This window comes from Candidatus Salinivivens marinus (assembly GCF_965655845.1).
In the GTDB taxonomy this organism is placed as follows: domain Bacteria; phylum Pseudomonadota; class Alphaproteobacteria; order Rhodobacterales; family Rhodobacteraceae; genus Salinivivens; species Salinivivens marinus.
The window spans coordinates 62,914-81,132 of the sequence record NZ_CBFHHX010000009.1 but is presented as its reverse complement, the minus strand read 5'-3'; the positions used below and the strand labels follow the sequence as shown (position 1 = coordinate 81,132).

Annotated in this window: 22 protein-coding genes; 5 read left to right on the top strand and 17 right to left on the bottom strand. The window is 41.1% G+C overall.

Annotated features, from left to right (window positions below; translation table 11 throughout):
* Positions 1 to 5: 5 nt before the first annotated feature.
* The 17 genes from nuoK to ACTF5Q_RS09245 form a co-directional block, all read right to left on the bottom strand.
* Positions 6 to 311, bottom strand: coding sequence for an NADH-quinone oxidoreductase subunit NuoK (gene nuoK / locus ACTF5Q_RS09325; RefSeq protein WP_153692126.1), 306 nt, complete (start codon positions 309 to 311; stop codon positions 6 to 8).
* Positions 312 to 345: 34 nt separating this feature from the next.
* Positions 346 to 948, bottom strand: a complete 603-nt coding sequence (locus tag ACTF5Q_RS09320; RefSeq protein ID WP_438954391.1) for an NADH-quinone oxidoreductase subunit J — start codon at positions 946 to 948, stop codon at positions 346 to 348.
* A gap of 8 nt (positions 949 to 956) precedes the next feature.
* On the bottom strand, positions 957 to 1,358 hold the full coding sequence (locus ACTF5Q_RS09315; protein ID WP_438954343.1) for a carboxymuconolactone decarboxylase family protein: 402 nt from the start codon (positions 1,356 to 1,358) through the stop codon (positions 957 to 959).
* Positions 1,355 to 1,849, bottom strand: coding sequence for an NADH-quinone oxidoreductase subunit NuoI (nuoI, locus tag ACTF5Q_RS09310; RefSeq protein WP_438954342.1), 495 nt, complete (start codon positions 1,847 to 1,849; stop codon positions 1,355 to 1,357). Before nuoI ends, ACTF5Q_RS09315 begins: the two co-directional genes overlap by 4 nt.
* Positions 1,850 to 1,852: 3 nt before the next feature.
* Entirely contained in the window at positions 1,853 to 2,890 is a 1,038-nt protein-coding gene (gene nuoH, locus ACTF5Q_RS09305) for an NADH-quinone oxidoreductase subunit NuoH (protein ID WP_438954341.1), read from the bottom strand.
* Positions 2,891 to 3,057: 167 nt separating this feature from the next.
* Complete coding sequence (gene nuoG / locus ACTF5Q_RS09300) at positions 3,058 to 5,073, bottom strand: NADH-quinone oxidoreductase subunit NuoG (protein ID WP_438954340.1); 2,016 nt, start codon at positions 5,071 to 5,073, stop codon at positions 3,058 to 3,060.
* Between the two features lie 114 nt (positions 5,074 to 5,187).
* The gene (locus tag ACTF5Q_RS09295; protein ID WP_438954339.1) at positions 5,188 to 5,499 is read right to left on the bottom strand and encodes a hypothetical protein; all 312 of its coding nucleotides are present in this window, start codon (positions 5,497 to 5,499) and stop codon (positions 5,188 to 5,190) included.
* A 19-nt stretch (positions 5,500 to 5,518) separates the two neighbouring features.
* Positions 5,519 to 6,820, bottom strand: a complete 1,302-nt coding sequence (gene nuoF / locus ACTF5Q_RS09290; RefSeq protein WP_438954338.1) for an NADH-quinone oxidoreductase subunit NuoF — start codon at positions 6,818 to 6,820, stop codon at positions 5,519 to 5,521.
* Entirely contained in the window at positions 6,821 to 7,051 is a 231-nt protein-coding gene (locus ACTF5Q_RS09285) for a DUF5337 domain-containing protein (RefSeq protein ID WP_438954337.1), read from the bottom strand.
* 18 nt (positions 7,052 to 7,069) lie between these two features.
* Complete coding sequence (gene nuoE / locus ACTF5Q_RS09280) at positions 7,070 to 8,056, bottom strand: NADH-quinone oxidoreductase subunit NuoE (RefSeq protein WP_438954336.1); 987 nt, start codon at positions 8,054 to 8,056, stop codon at positions 7,070 to 7,072.
* The gene (locus ACTF5Q_RS09275; RefSeq protein WP_438954335.1) at positions 8,056 to 9,270 is read right to left on the bottom strand and encodes an NADH-quinone oxidoreductase subunit D; all 1,215 of its coding nucleotides are present in this window, start codon (positions 9,268 to 9,270) and stop codon (positions 8,056 to 8,058) included. The genes nuoE and ACTF5Q_RS09275 overlap by 1 nt, the downstream gene beginning before the upstream one ends.
* A complete protein-coding gene (locus ACTF5Q_RS09270) occupies positions 9,270 to 9,875 on the bottom strand; it encodes an NADH-quinone oxidoreductase subunit C (protein ID WP_438954334.1) in 606 nt (201 codons plus the stop codon). Before ACTF5Q_RS09270 ends, ACTF5Q_RS09275 begins: the two co-directional genes overlap by 1 nt.
* Complete coding sequence (locus ACTF5Q_RS09265) at positions 9,872 to 10,405, bottom strand: NuoB/complex I 20 kDa subunit family protein (protein ID WP_438954333.1); 534 nt, start codon at positions 10,403 to 10,405, stop codon at positions 9,872 to 9,874. Before ACTF5Q_RS09265 ends, ACTF5Q_RS09270 begins: the two co-directional genes overlap by 4 nt.
* On the bottom strand, positions 10,396 to 10,761 hold the full coding sequence (locus tag ACTF5Q_RS09260) for an NADH-quinone oxidoreductase subunit A (RefSeq protein ID WP_153692115.1): 366 nt from the start codon (positions 10,759 to 10,761) through the stop codon (positions 10,396 to 10,398). Before ACTF5Q_RS09260 ends, ACTF5Q_RS09265 begins: the two co-directional genes overlap by 10 nt.
* 224 nt (positions 10,762 to 10,985) lie before the next feature.
* The gene (locus ACTF5Q_RS09255; RefSeq protein ID WP_438954332.1) at positions 10,986 to 11,294 is read right to left on the bottom strand and encodes a hypothetical protein; all 309 of its coding nucleotides are present in this window, start codon (positions 11,292 to 11,294) and stop codon (positions 10,986 to 10,988) included.
* A gap of 20 nt (positions 11,295 to 11,314) precedes the next feature.
* On the bottom strand, positions 11,315 to 12,514 hold the full coding sequence (locus tag ACTF5Q_RS09250) for a DegT/DnrJ/EryC1/StrS family aminotransferase (protein WP_438954331.1): 1,200 nt from the start codon (positions 12,512 to 12,514) through the stop codon (positions 11,315 to 11,317).
* 193 nt (positions 12,515 to 12,707) lie between these two features.
* Positions 12,708 to 13,373 (bottom strand): HAD-IA family hydrolase, encoded by a 666-nt coding sequence (locus tag ACTF5Q_RS09245; protein WP_438954330.1) that lies wholly within the window; start codon positions 13,371 to 13,373, stop codon positions 12,708 to 12,710.
* Between the two features lie 131 nt (positions 13,374 to 13,504).
* Here ACTF5Q_RS09245 and glmU point away from each other — a divergent pair, with 131 nt between their 5' ends.
* From glmU to rplI, 5 genes are all read left to right on the top strand, one after another.
* Positions 13,505 to 14,851 carry a bifunctional UDP-N-acetylglucosamine diphosphorylase/glucosamine-1-phosphate N-acetyltransferase GlmU gene (gene glmU, locus ACTF5Q_RS09240; protein ID WP_438954329.1) on the top strand — a complete coding sequence of 449 codons (1,347 nt, stop codon included), beginning with the start codon at positions 13,505 to 13,507 and terminating at the stop codon, positions 14,849 to 14,851.
* Positions 14,851 to 16,680 (top strand): glutamine--fructose-6-phosphate transaminase (isomerizing), encoded by a 1,830-nt coding sequence (glmS, locus tag ACTF5Q_RS09235; RefSeq protein ID WP_438954328.1) that lies wholly within the window; start codon positions 14,851 to 14,853, stop codon positions 16,678 to 16,680. Before glmU ends, glmS begins: the two co-directional genes overlap by 1 nt.
* Positions 16,681 to 16,898: 218 nt before the next feature.
* Positions 16,899 to 17,255, top strand: a complete 357-nt coding sequence (gene rpsF / locus ACTF5Q_RS09230; RefSeq protein ID WP_438954327.1) for a 30S ribosomal protein S6 — start codon at positions 16,899 to 16,901, stop codon at positions 17,253 to 17,255.
* A 20-nt stretch (positions 17,256 to 17,275) separates the two neighbouring features.
* Complete coding sequence (gene rpsR / locus ACTF5Q_RS09225; RefSeq protein WP_438954326.1) at positions 17,276 to 17,503, top strand: 30S ribosomal protein S18; 228 nt, start codon at positions 17,276 to 17,278, stop codon at positions 17,501 to 17,503.
* Between the two features lie 17 nt (positions 17,504 to 17,520).
* Positions 17,521 to 18,144 (top strand): 50S ribosomal protein L9, encoded by a 624-nt coding sequence (rplI, locus tag ACTF5Q_RS09220; RefSeq protein WP_438954325.1) that lies wholly within the window; start codon positions 17,521 to 17,523, stop codon positions 18,142 to 18,144.
* Positions 18,145 to 18,219 lie beyond the last annotated feature (75 nt).

Genomic DNA, 18,219 nt, shown 5'->3' with positions numbered 1-18,219 from the left:
AGAAGTTAGCCCTTCATCACATTTACATCTTCAACCGCAATCGTTCCGCGGTTTCGGAAAAAACTAACGATTATAGCTAGACCTATTGCAGCCTCAGCCGCCGCAACAGTAAGAATAAACAGAGTAAAAACCTGTCCAACCAAATCCCCAAGATAGCTAGAAAAGGCAACTAGATTAATATTTACAGCCAGCAACATTAGTTCAATTGACATAAGAAGAATAATCACGTTTTTCCTATTGAGAAAAAGGCCAAAAATTCCAATAACGAAAAGTATCGAGGCGGTGGTTAGATAATGCTCTATGCCTATCATATTAAGTTTATTCCCTTTTTTAATCGCCGTTTCTTTACAAACCTTGCCCAGGTTTTACATCTACTATTTCTAATGACTTATCGGGGTCTCTGTATATTTGTGAAAGAATATTTTGTCTTTTTACATTTTTGCGATGGCGCAAAGTGAGAACTATGGCCCCAATCATTGACACTAGAAGAATTAGTCCTGACAGCTGAAATAAAATAAAATATTTGTCGTACAAAATCAGACCTAGGGCTTGTGTGTTGTGGTATTCAGGGTTTAGCAAAACCTCTCGCGCTCCTACAGCAGTGTCTGCATAAGACCATACCCCAAATGCCATAGCGAGCTGCATAACCAGCACAACACCTATAAGGAGAGCAATTGGGAGATAACCGGCCATTTCTGCCTTTAAAGTAGAAAAATCAACATCAAGCATCATAACAACAAAAAGAAATAAAACTGCGACTGCTCCGACATAAACAATTATTAGAAGCATTGCTAAAAACTCTGCACCAAGTAACACAAACAACCCTGCAGACGATAAAAAAGCCAGTATAAGCCATAAAACCGAATGTACTGGATTTCGACTAATCACTGTCATTAGGCCACCGGCAATCACGCTTAATGAAAACAGATAAAAGGTTAAAACAAAAATACTCAAGTCTATGAATCCTTTAATTCTTCACTGATTTCGTGTGTGATTTTCAAAGCTTTTGTAGTTACCAAAGGTCCTGAAAATAATGAAAGAAGCATAATTGCTTCTGATATATTTTCAGCTGACACCTCTGCTTCTCGCAAATGGCGTATAGTTTGCCTCAAAACTTGCTCGCTCTGCATGCCCTGAGCTAGTACTCCTGCTAATGTCAAAAATAGCTTTGTTTTGGCGTCTAAGCCCAATTTATTAAATGTATTTCCAAAAAGAAATTCCATAGCCTCTTTGGGCATAGTCGGCCCACGTTTTGCATACTCGTCCACAGATAGGTCATAATTGTCCATACCCGCATTTTTAAATACTTCGTTTACGAAGCTGAACATCTGCTCATATGGATTTTGATCACTGCTCATCGGTAAGGTGCATCCATTTCTAAATTTTTCGCAATTTCAGATTCCCACCTGTCACCATTTGCTAATAATTTCTCTTTGTCGTAAAAAAGCTCTTCTCTAGTCTCAGTGGAAAACTCAAAATTTGGCCCCTCTACTATGGCATCAACTGGGCAGGCTTCTTGACAAAAACCACAATAAATACACTTTGTCATATCGATATCATATCTAGTTGTCCGCCTGCTACCGTCACCCCTGGGTTCAGCATCAATTGTAATTGCCTGAGCAGGACAGATCGCTTCGCAGAGCTTACATGCTATACATCTTTCCTCACCATTCGGATATCGACGAAGCGCATGCTCACCACGAAAACGTGGACTTAATTCCCCCTTTTCATGTGGATAATTGAGTGTCGTTTTACGTGAAAAAAAATACTTAAATCCTAGCTTAAAACCAGTCCATATATCGATTAGCAGAAAGTATTTTACTGCTCTCGTGTAATCAATTTTACTCATGATTTAAGCTCCGATTACCCAACGTGCGTATGCGCCGCCAAACATGTTAAATTTTGCAAGAAAAGCTACGATGATAACCCAACCTAAAGAAATTGGCAAAAATACTTTCCACCCCAACCTCATTAATTGATCATAACGGTACCTGGGAGTTATTGCTTTTACCATTGCGAAGATGAAAAAGAAAAAACCCATCTTTGCGAGCATCCAATGAAACCCATCTGCAAGACCAGGAATTGGCGATAACCACCCCCCAAAAAACAACAGCGTTGTTAGAGCGCACATAAGAAAGACCGCAATTAACTCACCGGCCATAAACAATAAAAAAGGCGTAGAGCTATACTCAACCTGAAAGCCTGCAACCAATTCACTTTCAGCCTCTGGCAGGTCAAAAGGCGGTCTATTTGTTTCGGCTAACGCGGATATGAAAAAGAGAAAAACCATTGGAAGATGTGGCAACCAGTACCAGTTAAAAATTCCAAATTCACCTTCCTGAGCCCTAACTATATCCCCGAAGTTCATAGATCCGGTTGAGATAATAACACCAATAATTATGAGCCCAATTGATACTTCGTATGAAATCATCTGTGCGGCCGACCTCAGTGATCCAAGAAACGGATATTTTGAGTTAGATGCCCATCCCCCCATAATCACTCCATACACCTCCAAGGAGGAAATCGCGAAAACGAACAATAGGGCTACATTGATCTCGGATAGAACCCAACCGTCGTTTAATGGGATAACTGCCCAAGCAAGAATAGCCATTACAAAAGAAATCAGAGGAGCCAAGAAGAATACCGGCTTATCTGCACCAGCTGGTATTATAATCTCTTTGAAGACAAGCTTAAGCATGTCAGCTCCAGACTGAAGCAACCCAAAAGCACCCACAACATTAGGACCACGTCTCATTTGAACGGCCGCCCAGACTTTACGGTCTGCATAAATTAAAAAATAGGCAGAAAGCAGCAAAAAGACTGCCATCATCAATCCTTGAGAAATTAAAATTAACGCAATGCCCCAAGAGGAAGCGAAAAATTCAGCCATTAGTCCTCACTTTGTAATTGTACCCATCCGATATTTTGCACAGGAACAGAGTTGGCAATTTTATATACTCAATAGGTCGAAATTGAACACCCAATAGTTCTGACATAAATGACACCATTGGCAGTGGTCTTTTTCTCTTAAACAGATATGTTTTTTTGAGCATAAGATCACTCCGCTGCAATTCTGCTAGATTTTCTGGCTTTAGTTTGAGCTGACAATTCACTCATCAAAGTTGAGGCCCTAGCTATTGGGTTTGTTAGGTAAAAATCCTTAATTGCAAAAGTAAAATCACCCTTATCTAAATCCCCCACCATTTCATTACGCCATTCATTTTCCAATGGAAGATCAATATTTTTTAAATGGGGATGCTCAATAAAAAGAGCCTCGCGAAGTTGACCCAACGTGTCAAAATTCAGTGTTACGTCCATTTTTTGAGAAAGAGCTCTTAGAATTGCCCAATTTTCCCTAGCATCACCTGGTGCAAACCCAGACCTATTAGCCATTTGTGGCCGACCTTCTGTGTTTACAAATATACCACTTTCTTCTGTGTAAGCGGCAGCCGGAAGAATTATATCAGCTCTGTGAGCTCCTCTATCACCGTGGCTGCCCTGATAAATTACAAACGGCCCATTTGGAATTTCCATTTCATCCGAACCAAGATTAAATATCACATCATAATTTATTAAATCGGAAATACCCTTAGGATTGTTCGCTCCTACATCCATAGCTCCCACTCGAGAAGCGGCATTATGCAGCACTAAAAGCTTGCAATTTGTGCCACTTACCAGCTGCATTACATGACCAAGTACTGCAGCACCATCTGCATCTGTCAAAGCGCCAACACCTAAAATCACAACAGCGCTCCTGCCCTTGCCAACCTTTAAACCACGGGTTGTAAGTTTCCTTAAAGCTGAGCGGTCAGATCCAAGGTAAGAATAGTCATAAGTAAGCTCTGCTTTGGGTCCTAACAAATGCACATTCGCTCCTTCAGACCATGCTTTCCGTATTCGAGCGTTCAGAACAGGCGCCTCATTACGTGGATTACTTCCAATCAAAAAAATCTCATCAACAAGATCGATATCATCGATATTAGCATTACCAACGTATCCGGACCTATTGTCGATTGGCAGCTTGGAACCATCTGTTCTGCATTCTACAACCCCACCAAGCTTCGTTACCAATTTTTTCAGGGAGTAAGCTGACTCTGTTGAAGTTAAATCCCCAACGAGTCCCATAATATTTTTGCCCAAAAGTGACTCAGCTGCAAAGTTCAAAGCCTCATTCCAGTCTACAGACACCAACTTACCATCTTTCCGTATGTAAGGTTTATCCAATCTCTGACGCCTCAAACCATCCCATACAAATCGAGTTTTATCTGAAATCCATTCCTCGTTTACACCGTCATGATTACGAGGCAGAATGCGCATAACTTCGCGCCCTTTTGTATCAACTCTTATGTTGGACCCTAATGCATCCATAACATCAATTGTCTCTGTGTTTGATAGTTCCCACGGTCTAGCTGTAAAAGCATAAGGCTTAGAGGTTAAAGCCCCTACCGGGCAGAGATCAATAATATTACCCTGCAAGTTGCTATCTAAAGTCTGGTTTAGGTAGCTGGTTATTTCAGCATCTTCACCACGACCTGTTTGTCCCATTTGACTTATCCCAGCTACTTCCGAGGTGAATCTAACACATCGTGTACAACTTATGCATCTCGTCATATTAGTGGACACAAGTGGCCCTAAAGCGAGATCATCTACCGCGCGCTTAGGCTCTTTAAATCTACTAAAGTCCACGCCGAACGCCATTGCTTGATCCTGAAGATCGCATTCACCTCCCTGATCACAAATTGGACAGTCAAGTGGGTGATTAATCAACAAGAATTCCATTACTCCTTCACGGGCCTTTTTGACCATTTTGGAGTTTGTGCGAACCACTGGAGGTTGCCCCTCAGGTCCTGGGCGTAGATCCTTAACTTGCATAGCACACGATGCAGTAGGCTTTGGAGGACCACCGACCACTTCTACCAAGCACATCCGACAGTTCCCAGCGATAGACAACCGCTCATGATAACAAAATCTTGGAATTTCTATACCGACTAACTCACAGGCCTGAATGAGTGTCATTTCGGAATCAACTTCAATTTCTTGATTATCGATTATGATTTTTTTTACATCTGTCATATTTCTTATTGATAGCTATTTTCACTTTTTTTCAATATATTATAGGATTTTTTTAATGTTATTATTAGGTATTATGTTTCAAAAATGCTGTTTAGAACAAATACTTCAAGATTTTCATATTCTGCAACGACCTTTAATAAATATTGACTTGCTGGATGAAACTTCCGACACGTCTTCTGGATCGAGATCCCAGACAATATCAGACGTACCGAATTTATTAACACAGTAAATTGTTGCTTCATATCGTCCGGCTTCTTTTGCTCCACTTAAAGAACGGTTAGCGCGCAGCACTGTGATCTCAAAATCTTTCTTATTTACACCGACTTTTAACTTCGAATTGAACATAAAACCATCAAAAGAAACTCGATTTTCATTGATGCGAGCGGAACATCCAAAAAGAAGTAACATAGATAACGGTATGAACATATAATTACTCAATGTTACATTACTCAGCAGCTAAAGGTTTACTAACATGGGCGATATCTCTATTTAATATTCTCTCCTCTATCTCATCTCTGAAATTCCTTATGAGACCCTGAATTGGCCATGCAGCGGCATCTCCTAAAGCACAAATCGTATGCCCTTCAACCTGCTTAGTTACATCGAAAAGCATATCAATCTCATCTTTTTCTGCATTACCGTGAACAAGTCGCTCCATAACTCTCATCATCCAGCCTGTACCTTCGCGACATGGTGTGCACTGGCCACAACTTTCATGCTTATAGAATTTTGATAAACGCCATATAGCCTTAATAATATCTACAGAATTGTCCATTACTATAACTGCGGCGGTGCCTAACCCAGATCCTAAATCATTTCGCAGATAATCAAAATCCATGATTGCATCTTTCATATCTTCGCCGCGGACACATGGAACTGAGGAACCACCTGGGATTACTGCCTTCAAATTCTTCCAACCTCCACGTACGCCACCACAATGCTTATCGATCAACTCTTGGAAAGAAATGGACATAGCCTCCTCTACCACACACGGATTATTCACATGTCCAGAAATAGCAAAAAGCTTTGTTCCAGAATTATTAGGTCTTCCAAAAGATGAAAACCAATCCGATCCGCGTCTTAGAATAGTCGGCACAACAGCTATCGACTCAACGTTGTTTACGGTGGTGGGGCATCCGTACAAACCAGCGCCAGCTGGAAAGGGTGGCTTCATTCTAGGCATACCCTTTTTACCCTCTAAACTTTCAAGTAAAGCTGTTTCCTCACCACAGATATAAGCACCTGCTCCATGGTGAAGGAAAATGTCAAAATCCCACCCAGAATTACATGCATTTTTACCAACAAGACCTGCTTCATATGCCTCGTCAATTGCGCGCTGAAGCATTTCTTTTTCTCTGATGTACTCGCCTCGAATATAAATGTAACAACAGTTTGCACTCATTGCAAAAGAAGCAATCAAACAGCCCTCGATCAATGTATGGGGATCGTGCCTCATTATCTCTCTATCTTTACATGTGCCAGGCTCACTTTCATCAGCATTAATTACTAAATAAGATGGACGCCCATCACTTTCCTTTGGCATAAATGACCACTTTAGTCCTGTTGGGAAACCGGCGCCTCCACGGCCTCTCAGACCCGAGGCTTTCATTTGCTCAACAATCCAGTCTCGTCCTTTGACTAATATCGACTTAGTATTATCCCAGTGTCCCCGCGCCATGGCTCCGCGAAGAGTCCGGTCGTGCATGCCATAGATATTTGTAAAGATCCGATCTCTGTCGCTTAACATTTACTTTTCATTCCTTTTAGTTCGACGCGACCGCCACATCAGCATTCCAGATATTATGGCCCAAAGGAAAGCCACCAGTGCTAAAAAATCTATAAGTATAGCGTATCGCCCTGGCAGTCCAAGATAAGGACCTAAAGACTGAGCTAATATCCAAATCACCATGGAAGTTGCGATGACCAAACCGACCACTCGGCCCTGTTTTGCCTCTCTCCTGCTTTCTTTGGCCTGCATTATGCTTTCCAACTTAAATTACCCATCTTTGTTTGTTTGTAATTTTTTTGCCTGCTCAACAAAGCTTTTCAACTTATTCAAGCTCAGCGAACCAGATGAATTTGAATGCACCCAGTGAATTTCATCAGAGTCCCACTTTGATATTTGCGAGCTATGATATACCCCCAGATTATTGAGTTCAATTTTAGCTTTCTCGCCCAAGCCCAATAAATTTGATAAATCTTCTGGAACTGACTTTCGAGGAGACTTAAAGGTTTTTGGCTTCTTCATCCTCAACTGGCTCGTTTTTTTACCACTACTCTGAAGCCATGGAGTTACCAATTCAGCCTCAGTACCATTTATTCGCTTTATAGTATCCTTAAAATCTTCGGCCATTTGAACACTACCATTAAACTTTGTACGCCCACTTTCATTTTCCATAAGAGATGTCAGGCCATCTTTTGGCTCAGAGGCAAATCGTCCATTCTGCGGACCAGGCGTCGGAATTTCCCCAGCCGACAAATTATCGATTATCTGACCAATAGATTCCTGAGTCAAATCCTCAAAATAATCCTTACCAATTTGCGCCATGGGAGCATTTGAACAAGCACCCAAGCACTCTACTTCCTCCCAACTAAATTTACCATCTTCTGACAACTGATGGGGATTAGGAGCGATTTTATCTTTACAAACTGAAATTAAATCTTCAGCGCCGCAGAGCATACACGACAAAGTACCACAAACTTGGATGTGAGCAATATTTCCAACAGGCTTAAGGTGGAACATAAAATAAAAGGTAGCGACCTCCAAAGCCCTCATATACGCCATGCCTAACAAATCCGCGACATACTCTATAGCTGGCCGAGTCAGCCAACCCTCTTGCTCCTGCGCCCTCCAAAGTAAAGGGATTATCGCAGACGCCTCACGACCGGCAGGGTACTTTTTAATTTGAGTTTCAGCCCAAACTTTATTCTCACGAGTAAATGAGAAAGATCTAGGCTGCTCCTCATGCAATCGTCTTAACATTAGCGGTCAATCTCTCCAAATACTATATCCATGGTTCCGATGATAGCAGCAACATCTGCGAGCTGATGGCCAGACGCCATGTGATCCATCGCCTGCAAATGAAGGTAGCCGGGCGCACGCAACTTTGCTCGATATGGCTTGTTAGAGCCATCCGAGACAAGATAAACCCCAAATTCTCCTTTAGGAGCCTCAACACAAGAATAAATTTCTCCTTCGGGCACATGAAAACCCTCTGTATAGAGCTTAAAATGATGAATCAAAGCCTCCATTGAACCTTTCATCTCAGCACGTTTTGGAGGCGTTATTTTACCTCGAGCAAGGATATCACCGGGCTCGTCCAAAAGCTTTTGTATCGCCTGCTTTATGATAGAGAGCGATTGCCGCATTTCCTCCATTCGAACCAAATATCGATCATAACAATCTCCATTTTTTCCAACTGGCACTTTAAAATCAAACTCATCGTAACATTCGTAAGGTTGAGCACGCCTTAAATCCCATGCCAACCCCGAACCCCGCACCATTACTCCTGAGAAACCAAATTTTTGAATGTCGTCCTCTGATACTATACCTATATCGACATTTCGCTGTTTAAAAATTCTGTTTTCAGTCAATAATTCGTCTATATCCTGCAAAACTGCTGGGAACTCATCTGCCCAATTCGCAATATCTTTCAGCAAATCGTCTGGCAAGTCCTGATGAACCCCGCCCGGTCTAAAATATGCGGCATGCAAACGAGCACCGCATGCCCGCTCGTAGAAGACCATTAGCTTCTCACGCTCCTCAAACCCCCACAATGGAGGTGTTAAAGCTCCCACATCCATAGCTTGGGTGGTAACATTTAATAAATGGTTCAGTATTCTGCCTATCTCTGAATACAAAACCCTGATTAACGAAGCTCTTCTTGGTACATTGACTTTTGTTAATTTTTCAATCGCAAGACACCAAGCATGCTCTTGGTTCATTGGAGCCACATAGTCCAGACGATCAAAGTATGGTAGGTTCTGTAGGTAAGTCCTACTCTCCATTAATTTTTCAGTACCCCGATGCAGAAGACCAATGTGAGGATCACACCGGTCGACAATCTCACCGTCCAACTCAAGAACAAGTCTTAAAACACCATGTGCTGCAGGATGTTGGGGACCAAAATTAATATTGAAGTTTCGAATTTTCTGTTCGCTCGTCAGAGTATCCTTAAAACCTTTTGACCCGTCCATTAGTTTGCCCCCCCAGCCTCATCATCAGAAATTATGTATTCCGCGCCCTCCCAGGGGCTCATAAAGTCAAACTGACGATATTCCTGCGTTAAGCTCACTGGCTCATAAACTACTTTCTTCTGGACTTCATCATAACGCACTTCGTTATAACCTGTGGTTGGAAAATCTTTCCTTAAAGGGAAACCTTGGAACCCATAATCTGTAAGGATCCGTCTCAAATCTGGGTGATCTCTAAACAGGATGCCGAACATATCAAAAACTTCTCGTTCGAACCAGTTTGCGCTCGGATGAACACTTACTATAGAGTGAATCGCCTCACTTTCCCTGATCGAAACCTTCAATCTGATCCTGTGGTTCTGATACATTGACAATAAATGATAGACCACATCAAAGCGCTTTGTTCTATCGGGGTAATCAACGCCTGTTATATCCACCAATGTAGAGAACTTACACCTATTGTCGGACCTAAGAAACTCTACAAAACTTGCAATATTAGAAGGAGCAACAGAAATGTTGAGTTCGCCATTCGTAACATCCCAAGAAATTACACAATCACTTCTTTTCTGCTCTACATATTCTGCCAGATCATGCAATGCTTCAATCATCGGACAATAGTTCCTGTCCGCCGAATTTTACGCTGTAACGCCATTATCCCGTATAGCAGAGCCTCTGCGGTTGGAGGGCAGCCAGGAACATACACATCCACTGGCACAATTCGATCGCACCCCCTAACGACTGAATATGAGTAGTGATAATATCCACCACCATTTGCGCATGAACCCATTGATATAACATACCTTGGCTCTGGCATTTGATCATAAACTTTTCTCAAAGCAGGTGCCATTTTGTTAGTCAAAGTGCCTGCAACAATCATCAAGTCAGATTGCCTCGGAGATGCCCTTGGTGCAGTACCAAAACGCTCTAAATCATATCGTGGCATTGAGGTGTGCATCATTTCTACTGCACAGCAAGCCAAACCGAAAGTCATCCAATGAAGCGACCCAGTTCTTGCCCAGTTTATGACATCTTCAGTAGTTGTAAGCAAATAGCCTTTGTCCTGCAGCTGACCACTTAGGGCCGTGGTTTCCACTTCGAAATCACGTCCAGCAGTATTCGACCCAGTCATTACTCCCATTCTAAAGCACCTTTTTTCCACTCATAAGCAAAGCCGATAGTAAGTATTAAAAGAAATACCATCATCGACCAAAACCCCAACAATGAAACATCTTTAAATGCTACAGCCCATGGAAATAAAAAAGCGATTTCAAGATCAAAAATGATGAATAAAATAGAGACTAAGTAAAATCTCACGTCAAACTTCATTCTCGCATCATCAAATGCATTAAAGCCACATTCGTAAGCAGATACTTTCTCAGTATCGGGGTTTCTAACGGCGATTATTGTAGCAGATAACAACAAAAGCAGTCCCAAGGCTAAAGCTATAGCCAAAAATATGAGGATCGGGAGGTATTCCGACAACATCTCGTCCACAGATGGCTCCTTCTAGGTTTCAATATGCATCGCACATCGAGTTTGGCTTGATCGTGGTTTAACCTCAGACTTTGCCAGGGTCAACACGAGTCTTTTTTTTGTAGTTAAACAACGTACAGAAGAGATGATAAAGCGTACATTTTGTCCTAGTAGACAAAAAAATTTGAGGTCTTTTTAGAAGAGATCTAATTTTTTACCGGAGAGTTGCCTCTCCAAAGACACAATTATATATCTTTTCGAAAAACCTGAGAGTTTTCATTAACAAGCTGGCCCCAAAGTCCAATCTTATAAATTTCAATTTTGGCACCATCGCATTCTATTCTTAATCGAATCCAAAAACTCTCATCTTGAACTGCAACACAATCTGATACAGAGGCATCAATACCTCTATCATGCATGGTAGTAACATACTGCTCAGCGTAATGATCTATTACCGCACTTTCATCCAAATAAGCTGTCTGAAAGCCTAAACGCATCATTAAAATAAACCCAATTAGAACACAGACCCCAAAGCCGTACCAGATATTACTCAATAAAATAACTCTTTATCACACTAGCCATTTCTTTCGAATAGTTTCTTGCGCTCTACCTCTTGACCAATTATCGTAGCTATTAATTTACAATCTTCTAATGAGAATGTTAAAGGTAAACGCATATCTAATATTGAATTGATAATTCGATCGGACTTAGTCATTTTTTGAAATGGGATGTATTTCCAGGTATCATATTTTGAAGTGAAGCCAATAGGCTCGTCTTGGCCAAACCATTTTAGTTCAACCCCCCTACTTTTGCAGCCCTCAACTATTGCTTTTATCTCAGCATAGGACCGATTTAGCAGCAAAAATTGAAAAGATGACCCAACAAAATTCTCTTCGGTTTGACGTTCAATTATTTGCAGACCTTCCACCGGCCTTAAAGAAGACTCTACTATCATGTATCTCTCATTCCAGCGAGCAATCTGATTATCAAGCTCCTTGAGCTGCGGCCGTAAAATGGCAGCTCTCAATTGGTCCATACGACCAGATATGTTTGGCGTTTCATATTTTGCCACATCAAAATGGGCTTTATCCGGAGCAGACAGATGCTTTTCAAACATCATGTAAGACCCCGATAAAGCAATAGATTTTGCCATTATTTCGGGATCGTTCGTAGTAATTAAACCACCCTCGCCTGAATTTATATGTTTGTAAGTTTGAGTAGAAAAACAACCAATAATTCCATAAGAGCCAGATGGTTTTTTATTCCAGCTCGCACCCATTGTATGAGCACAATCCTCTATTACCTTGATACCGTGCCGGTTTGTTATTTGTAGAAGTTTGTCCATGTCGCATATATGTCCCCTCATATGGCTCAATAAGAGAACATCAGATTGCGGGGCCTTTACTTCTAGATCGTCGAAGTCGATCGTTAAATTCTCAGTAACCTCAACTAAAAGAGGAACTGCATTAATTGAAGCAATTGCGCCCGGAACAGGAGCCAAGGTAAATGCATTTGTCAAAACCTTCTGCCCTGGTTTTACATCTACAGCACGTAATGCTGTAGCCAAGGCATAGCCGCCGGAGGCTACCGCCAAACAAAATTCTGACGCCACCCTTTTAGCAAATTCAACCTCAAGTAAAGCAACCTCGCCTGCATCTCCCTCTTTTAAATTATATCGGTGCAAGCGGCCCGAATGTAGAACTTGTAAAGCTGCATTTATTGCTTCCTGGGATAAGGGTTCTTGTTGAGTAAAACTGCCGTTGAATATTTCCATTGTTTCATTACCAGAAAAATGATTTTGAAATTAATAACTTCTTAATAAACTTCTCAAAAGATTTAAGATAGAGAAAATAATATCAGATTTCTCTGATTTAATTCTTCAATACGAATTAGGCAAATGAATTAAATCGTTAAAAGCTATTATTTTTACCAAAAGTCTACTAGGCATTCGTATCCTATTTTTGCAGCTATGCATCTAGCAGCCCAATTACAATCTCTGGAAGATCTAAGAAAGATTTGAGTATTGCATCAGGTTTGGAGGCACTAAAATCAAAGCCTGCAAAGCCAAAGTCGACCATAATTATTGGTACGCCAACGGCCTTTGCTGTATCAAAGTCTGTAGAAGTATCACCAACCATCAATGATTGTTCAACAAGACCGCCTGAGCCAGTTACGGCCGCTATGAAGGGAGCAGGATCAGGCTTTTTAGATAAAAGGGTATCCGATCCAATTAACTCTTGGAACAAATGTCTTGCCCCCAACCGCACCATCAACTCTTCTGCCAAAGCAGACGGCTTGTTCGTGCAAATAGCAGAGTTTACACCCAGCAGTTGTAGCTGACGAATAGAGTCCAACGCGTGTGGGAAAAATTCGGTGTGCTTGTCCAAGCTTTTAGAATAAGCATTGAGAAGAATCGGATATTGTTGGTGAATAAACTGCTCATCATTCAATCCAATTTTTTGGCAGCCTAATTCTAGCATTGCCCTACCGCCACGCATTGCCACTCCAGCATCCTCTTTGCAATCTAGAAGCTTTGGGTAACCCAAACTATCAAAACAAAAATTAGCGGCTGATATTAAATCTGCGCTTGTGTCGGCAAGTGTGCCATCTAAGTCAAAAACAACAGTTTTCATATCTAAACTCCACGTATTTTAGCTAGAATCTTCACCACAAAATGAAACATTCAGCAACTAATTTTGACACAAGTTACGCTTGCAACGAAGCATTTTTTCGATAAAACGGGTTCAAACATTAAGGATTTTCTATGGATACTGCAGTTATAATACTGGCCGCAGGCAAAGGAACTCGGATGATCTCTTCTCGTCCTAAAGTCTTACATGAAGTAGGAAATTTTCCACTTATTTCTCACTGCATAAGAACAGCTAAATCAATTGATCCTAAAAAAATCTTGATTGTTTTGGGTCATGGACAATCTGAGATAAAAAAGGTCTTGGGAAATGAGGTCACCTCTATCGATTTTGCAATACAAGAGGAACAACTAGGAACAGGTCATGCCGTGGGTGTGGCCACAAACGAGTTAGCAGACTTTGATGGTAATTTAATCGTACTTTTCGGTGATACTCCTTTTATATCAGCCAAAACAATGACTAAAATTGAAAATGAGTGTAAGCAAGCTGATTTGGTAGTTTTAGGTTTTCATCCGCAAGATCCCACCGGTTACGGGCGACTAGTTACAAAAAACAAAGAACTTTTACGAATAGTCGAACACAAGGACGCAAACGATGAAGAGTTAGCAATCACGTTATGTAATAGTGGCGTTATGGCCGGTAGCGCGGTATTGATAAAAAAGCTTTTGAAAGAGTTAGATAGAAATAATAAAAATAATGAAATTTATCTAACCGACTGTATTGAATTAGCTAAAACAGAAGGGCTGAGTAGCACCTACTTGACTTGTGATCCGACGGAAGCACTAGGCATTAATTCGCCTCAGCAACTCGCCTATGCTGAGAAAAGATTTCAACAGACAGCGCGGAATGTGGCTTTGAATAACGGCATTCATCTTGTTGCGCCCGAGACTGTTTTCTTTTCATTAGATACTAACCTTGGCCAAGATACGGTCATTGAACCAAACGTCATATTTGGGCCCGGCGTTACAATAGGCACTGGCTGCAAGGTCAAAGCATTCTCATATCTTGAGGGATGTAAAATCTCTAAGGATTGCAATATTGGCCCCTTCGCTCGAATTAGACCAGGAGTAGATCTGTCAAAGGGTGTTAAGATTGGTAACTTTGTAGAAATAAAGAATGCAAAAGTTGCAAAACATTCAAAGATAAACCACCTTTCGTACATTGGTGACGCCGAGATTGGTCAGAATACAAATATTGGCGCCGGCACGATCACATGTAATTACGATGGTTTTAACAAGCATAAATCCGTAATTGGTGAAGACGTATTTATTGGGTCAAATACCATGCTTGTTGCTCCCGTGAATATAGGAAATAATGCAATGACTGGTAGCGGATCAGTGATTACGAAAGATGTAGCAGCTCAAGATTTAGCCATTGCACGCTCCGATCAAAGTAATAAAAAGGGTGGCGCTAAAAAACTTAAAGCAGTTTTAAGCCGCAAGAAAAATCCCAAGGCAAAATAATGTGTGGCATAATTGGAATCTTAGGTAAACATGAAGCAGCACCAATTCTGGTCGAAGCATTAAAGCGCTTGGAATACCGGGGATACGATAGCTCTGGCATTGCCACCGTGAAAGATGATGGTTCACTCGATCGACGGCGAGCAGTTGGCAAACTAGTAGAATTGCAAGACAAACTTGTTTTTGAACCGCTAAAAGGAAAAGCGGGGATTGGGCATACTAGATGGGCAACACACGGGGAGCCAAACGAAAAAAATGCACACCCCCATACTAGAGGCGCAGTTTCAGTTGTACATAATGGTATAATCGAAAACTTTCTTACCCTTCGAGAAGAATTAAAATGTGAGGGCTACAAAGCTGTAACAGATACCGACTCTGAAACAATTGCAATCTTGTGCTCGAAATTTATCGATGAGGGAGATGAGCCACTCGTTGCGGCAAGAAAGACATTATTGAAACTTAGCGGTTCTTTTGCAATAGCAATGCTATTTGAGGGACAAAAAAATCTCATTTTTGCTGCAAGATCTGGATCGCCTTTAGCGGTTGGATATGGCAAAAATGAAATATATCTTGGTTCAGATGCTCTAGCACTGCTGCCACTGACAAAAAAAGTTGCCTATCTTGAAGAGGGAGATCACGCTGTACTAACTCGAGAAGGCGCAGAAATATATGACATAAAGGGAAATTCTGTTTCTCGACAGATTACATACTTAAATCAAAGCATAAATTTTCATGATAAATCTGGTTTTAGCCATTTTATGGAAAAAGAGATCCACGAGCAACCAATAGCTTTGGAAAGAGCAATTAGTTCCTATCTTAGCGACAGCACCGGCAAACCAACATTTAACCTTTTGAAAAAAATAAACTTCACGGAAGTATCAAGGATTATTTTGGTAGCCTGCGGAACTGCATACTACGCTTGTTACGTTGCAAAATATTGGATTGAAAAACTAGCTAAAATCCCTGTTGAAATTGATATTGCTAGCGAATTTCGATACCGAGAGCCGCCGATTGAGCATGCCACTGTAGCAATTTTTGTAAGTCAATCGGGAGAAACAGCAGATACATTGGCAGCATTACGCTACTGTAGCGGCAGAGCAGAAAAGATTATTTCCATTGTGAACGTCTCTACAAGCTCAATTGCTCGGGAAAGTGATGAGGTATTGGAGATTCACGCTGGCCCAGAAATAGGCGTAGCTTCAACCAAAGCGTTCACATGTCAACTGGCCGTATTGTTGTTGGCAACTTTAAAGGCTGCAAAGGATAGAGCAGAAATTTCTTCAACCGATATTTCAAAAACAGTCAATAACTTAAAAAACTTACCAGCAATACTCAACCAATACTTGGGAAATGTTAATTCACTAAAAGATATTTCTTACAAATTGTCGACAACTAGTGATGTACTGTTTTTGGGACGTGGTTTAATGTATCCGCTGGCCCTTGAGGGAGCATTAAAATTAAAAGAAATAAGCTATATTCATGCTGAAGGATATGCTTCTGGAGAACTCAAACATGGTCCAATTGCACTTATAGATGATAGTGTCCCAGTCATTATTTTAGCGCCATATGACAATTTATTTGAAAAAAGCATTTCAAATATGCAGGAGGTAATCGCACGAAAAGCAAATGTGATAGTAATTTCTGATAATGACGGCCTTCGAGAGGCCGGATTAAAATCTGAAACTTCTATAGAAATGCCAAAAGCCGACCCCCTATTAGCGCCATTAATCTACGCACTACCAATTCAGTTGCTTGCATACTTCACCGCTGTGTTTAAAGGTACCGATGTTGATCAGCCCCGAAATTTGGCAAAATCCGTAACCGTGGAATAACCGGTGTGGTGCTAGTATCCTAAAGCCACTATTCATTCTGCATTATGACCTAAAAGTTACTACTTATGTATTGTAATTATGGGCTTGTAGTTTTACGAAATTAGTATAAGTAACCACAATCTTTTTGTAGTTTGTGTAAGCGTAGTCACTCGTGGTTGGGAACAAAAAGATTTAACCCCCTTCCTATGAAACGCGCCATTGATAGATTGGAAACAAAGATGCCTCTATATGAGCATGTTTTTATTTCTCGACAAGACTTATCAAATACCCAGGCGGAAGGCCTTGTTGAGCACTTTGGAATAGTCCTTAAAGATAATGGTGGTACAGTAGTCAACTCCGAATATTGGGGATTGAAAACAATGGCCTATAAAATAAACAAAAATCGTAAAGGGCATTATGCAATGATGCGAACAGATTCACCGTCAGAGGCTGTTCAAGAAATGGAACGATTAATGCGTCTCAACGAAGATGTGATGCGAGTTTTAACTATTAAAGTTGATAAACACGACGAAGGTCCATCAGTTCAAATGCATAAACGAGATGATCGCGGCGACAGGCGCGAACAGCACGATTAGGCCTGTAAGGAGTTTTCAAAATGACAAACAAACCGTTTTTTCGCAGAAAGAAAGTGTGTCCATTCTCAAGTGAGAATGCCCCAAAAATTGATTATAAAGACACAAAATTGCTTCAAAGATACATATCAGAACGTGGAAAAGTTGTGCCATCAAGAATCACAGCGGTTTCTGCAAAAAAGCAACGAGAATTGGCCCGTGCTATAAAACGTGCACGCTTCTTAGCGCTATTACCTTACGCCGTTAAGTAGGAAGAGAGGTAGACACAATGCAAGTTATTCTTTTGGAAAGAGTATCAAAACTAGGCCAGATGGGCGACGTGGTTGACGTTAAACCAGGCTATGCAAGAAATTTTCTACTGCCTCAAGGAAAGGCGCAAACAGCATCAGAAACTAATATTGCTGCTTTTGAAAGGCAGAAATCTCAGCTCGAGGCCCAAAATTTAGAAACTAAGAAAGAAGCAGATGCACTTTTAGGAAAGCTGGATGGGCAGACTTTTATAGTCATTAGATCTGCATCAGACTCGGGAGCTCTTTATGGGTCGGTTTCTCCAAGAGATGCAGCGGAAGTCGCTACTTCTGCAGGGTTTTCTATTGACCGTAAGCAAATTTCTCTGGTTAAGCCTATCAAGGAGCTTGGGCTGCATGAAATGTCTGTTGTTTTACACCCAGAAGTGACGGCAACGATAGTTCTTAATGTAGCCAGGTCGAACGAAGAGGCTGAGCTACAAGCATCCGGTAAATCCATTCAAGATGTTGCTGCTGAGGCAGAGGCAGAAGCTGAGTTTGAAATAGCAGAATTATTTGACGATATTGGAAGCGCAGCTCTTGATGAAGAAGTAGCGGAAGATCAGGAAGCAAACACTAAAGAGGCCGACGAAACTAATTCTTAGTTTGTTTTACCAATTATAATAAAAAAATGAGCCCTAGTGAGGCTCATTTTTTTGTGTGTTGCCAAAAAAAGAAAT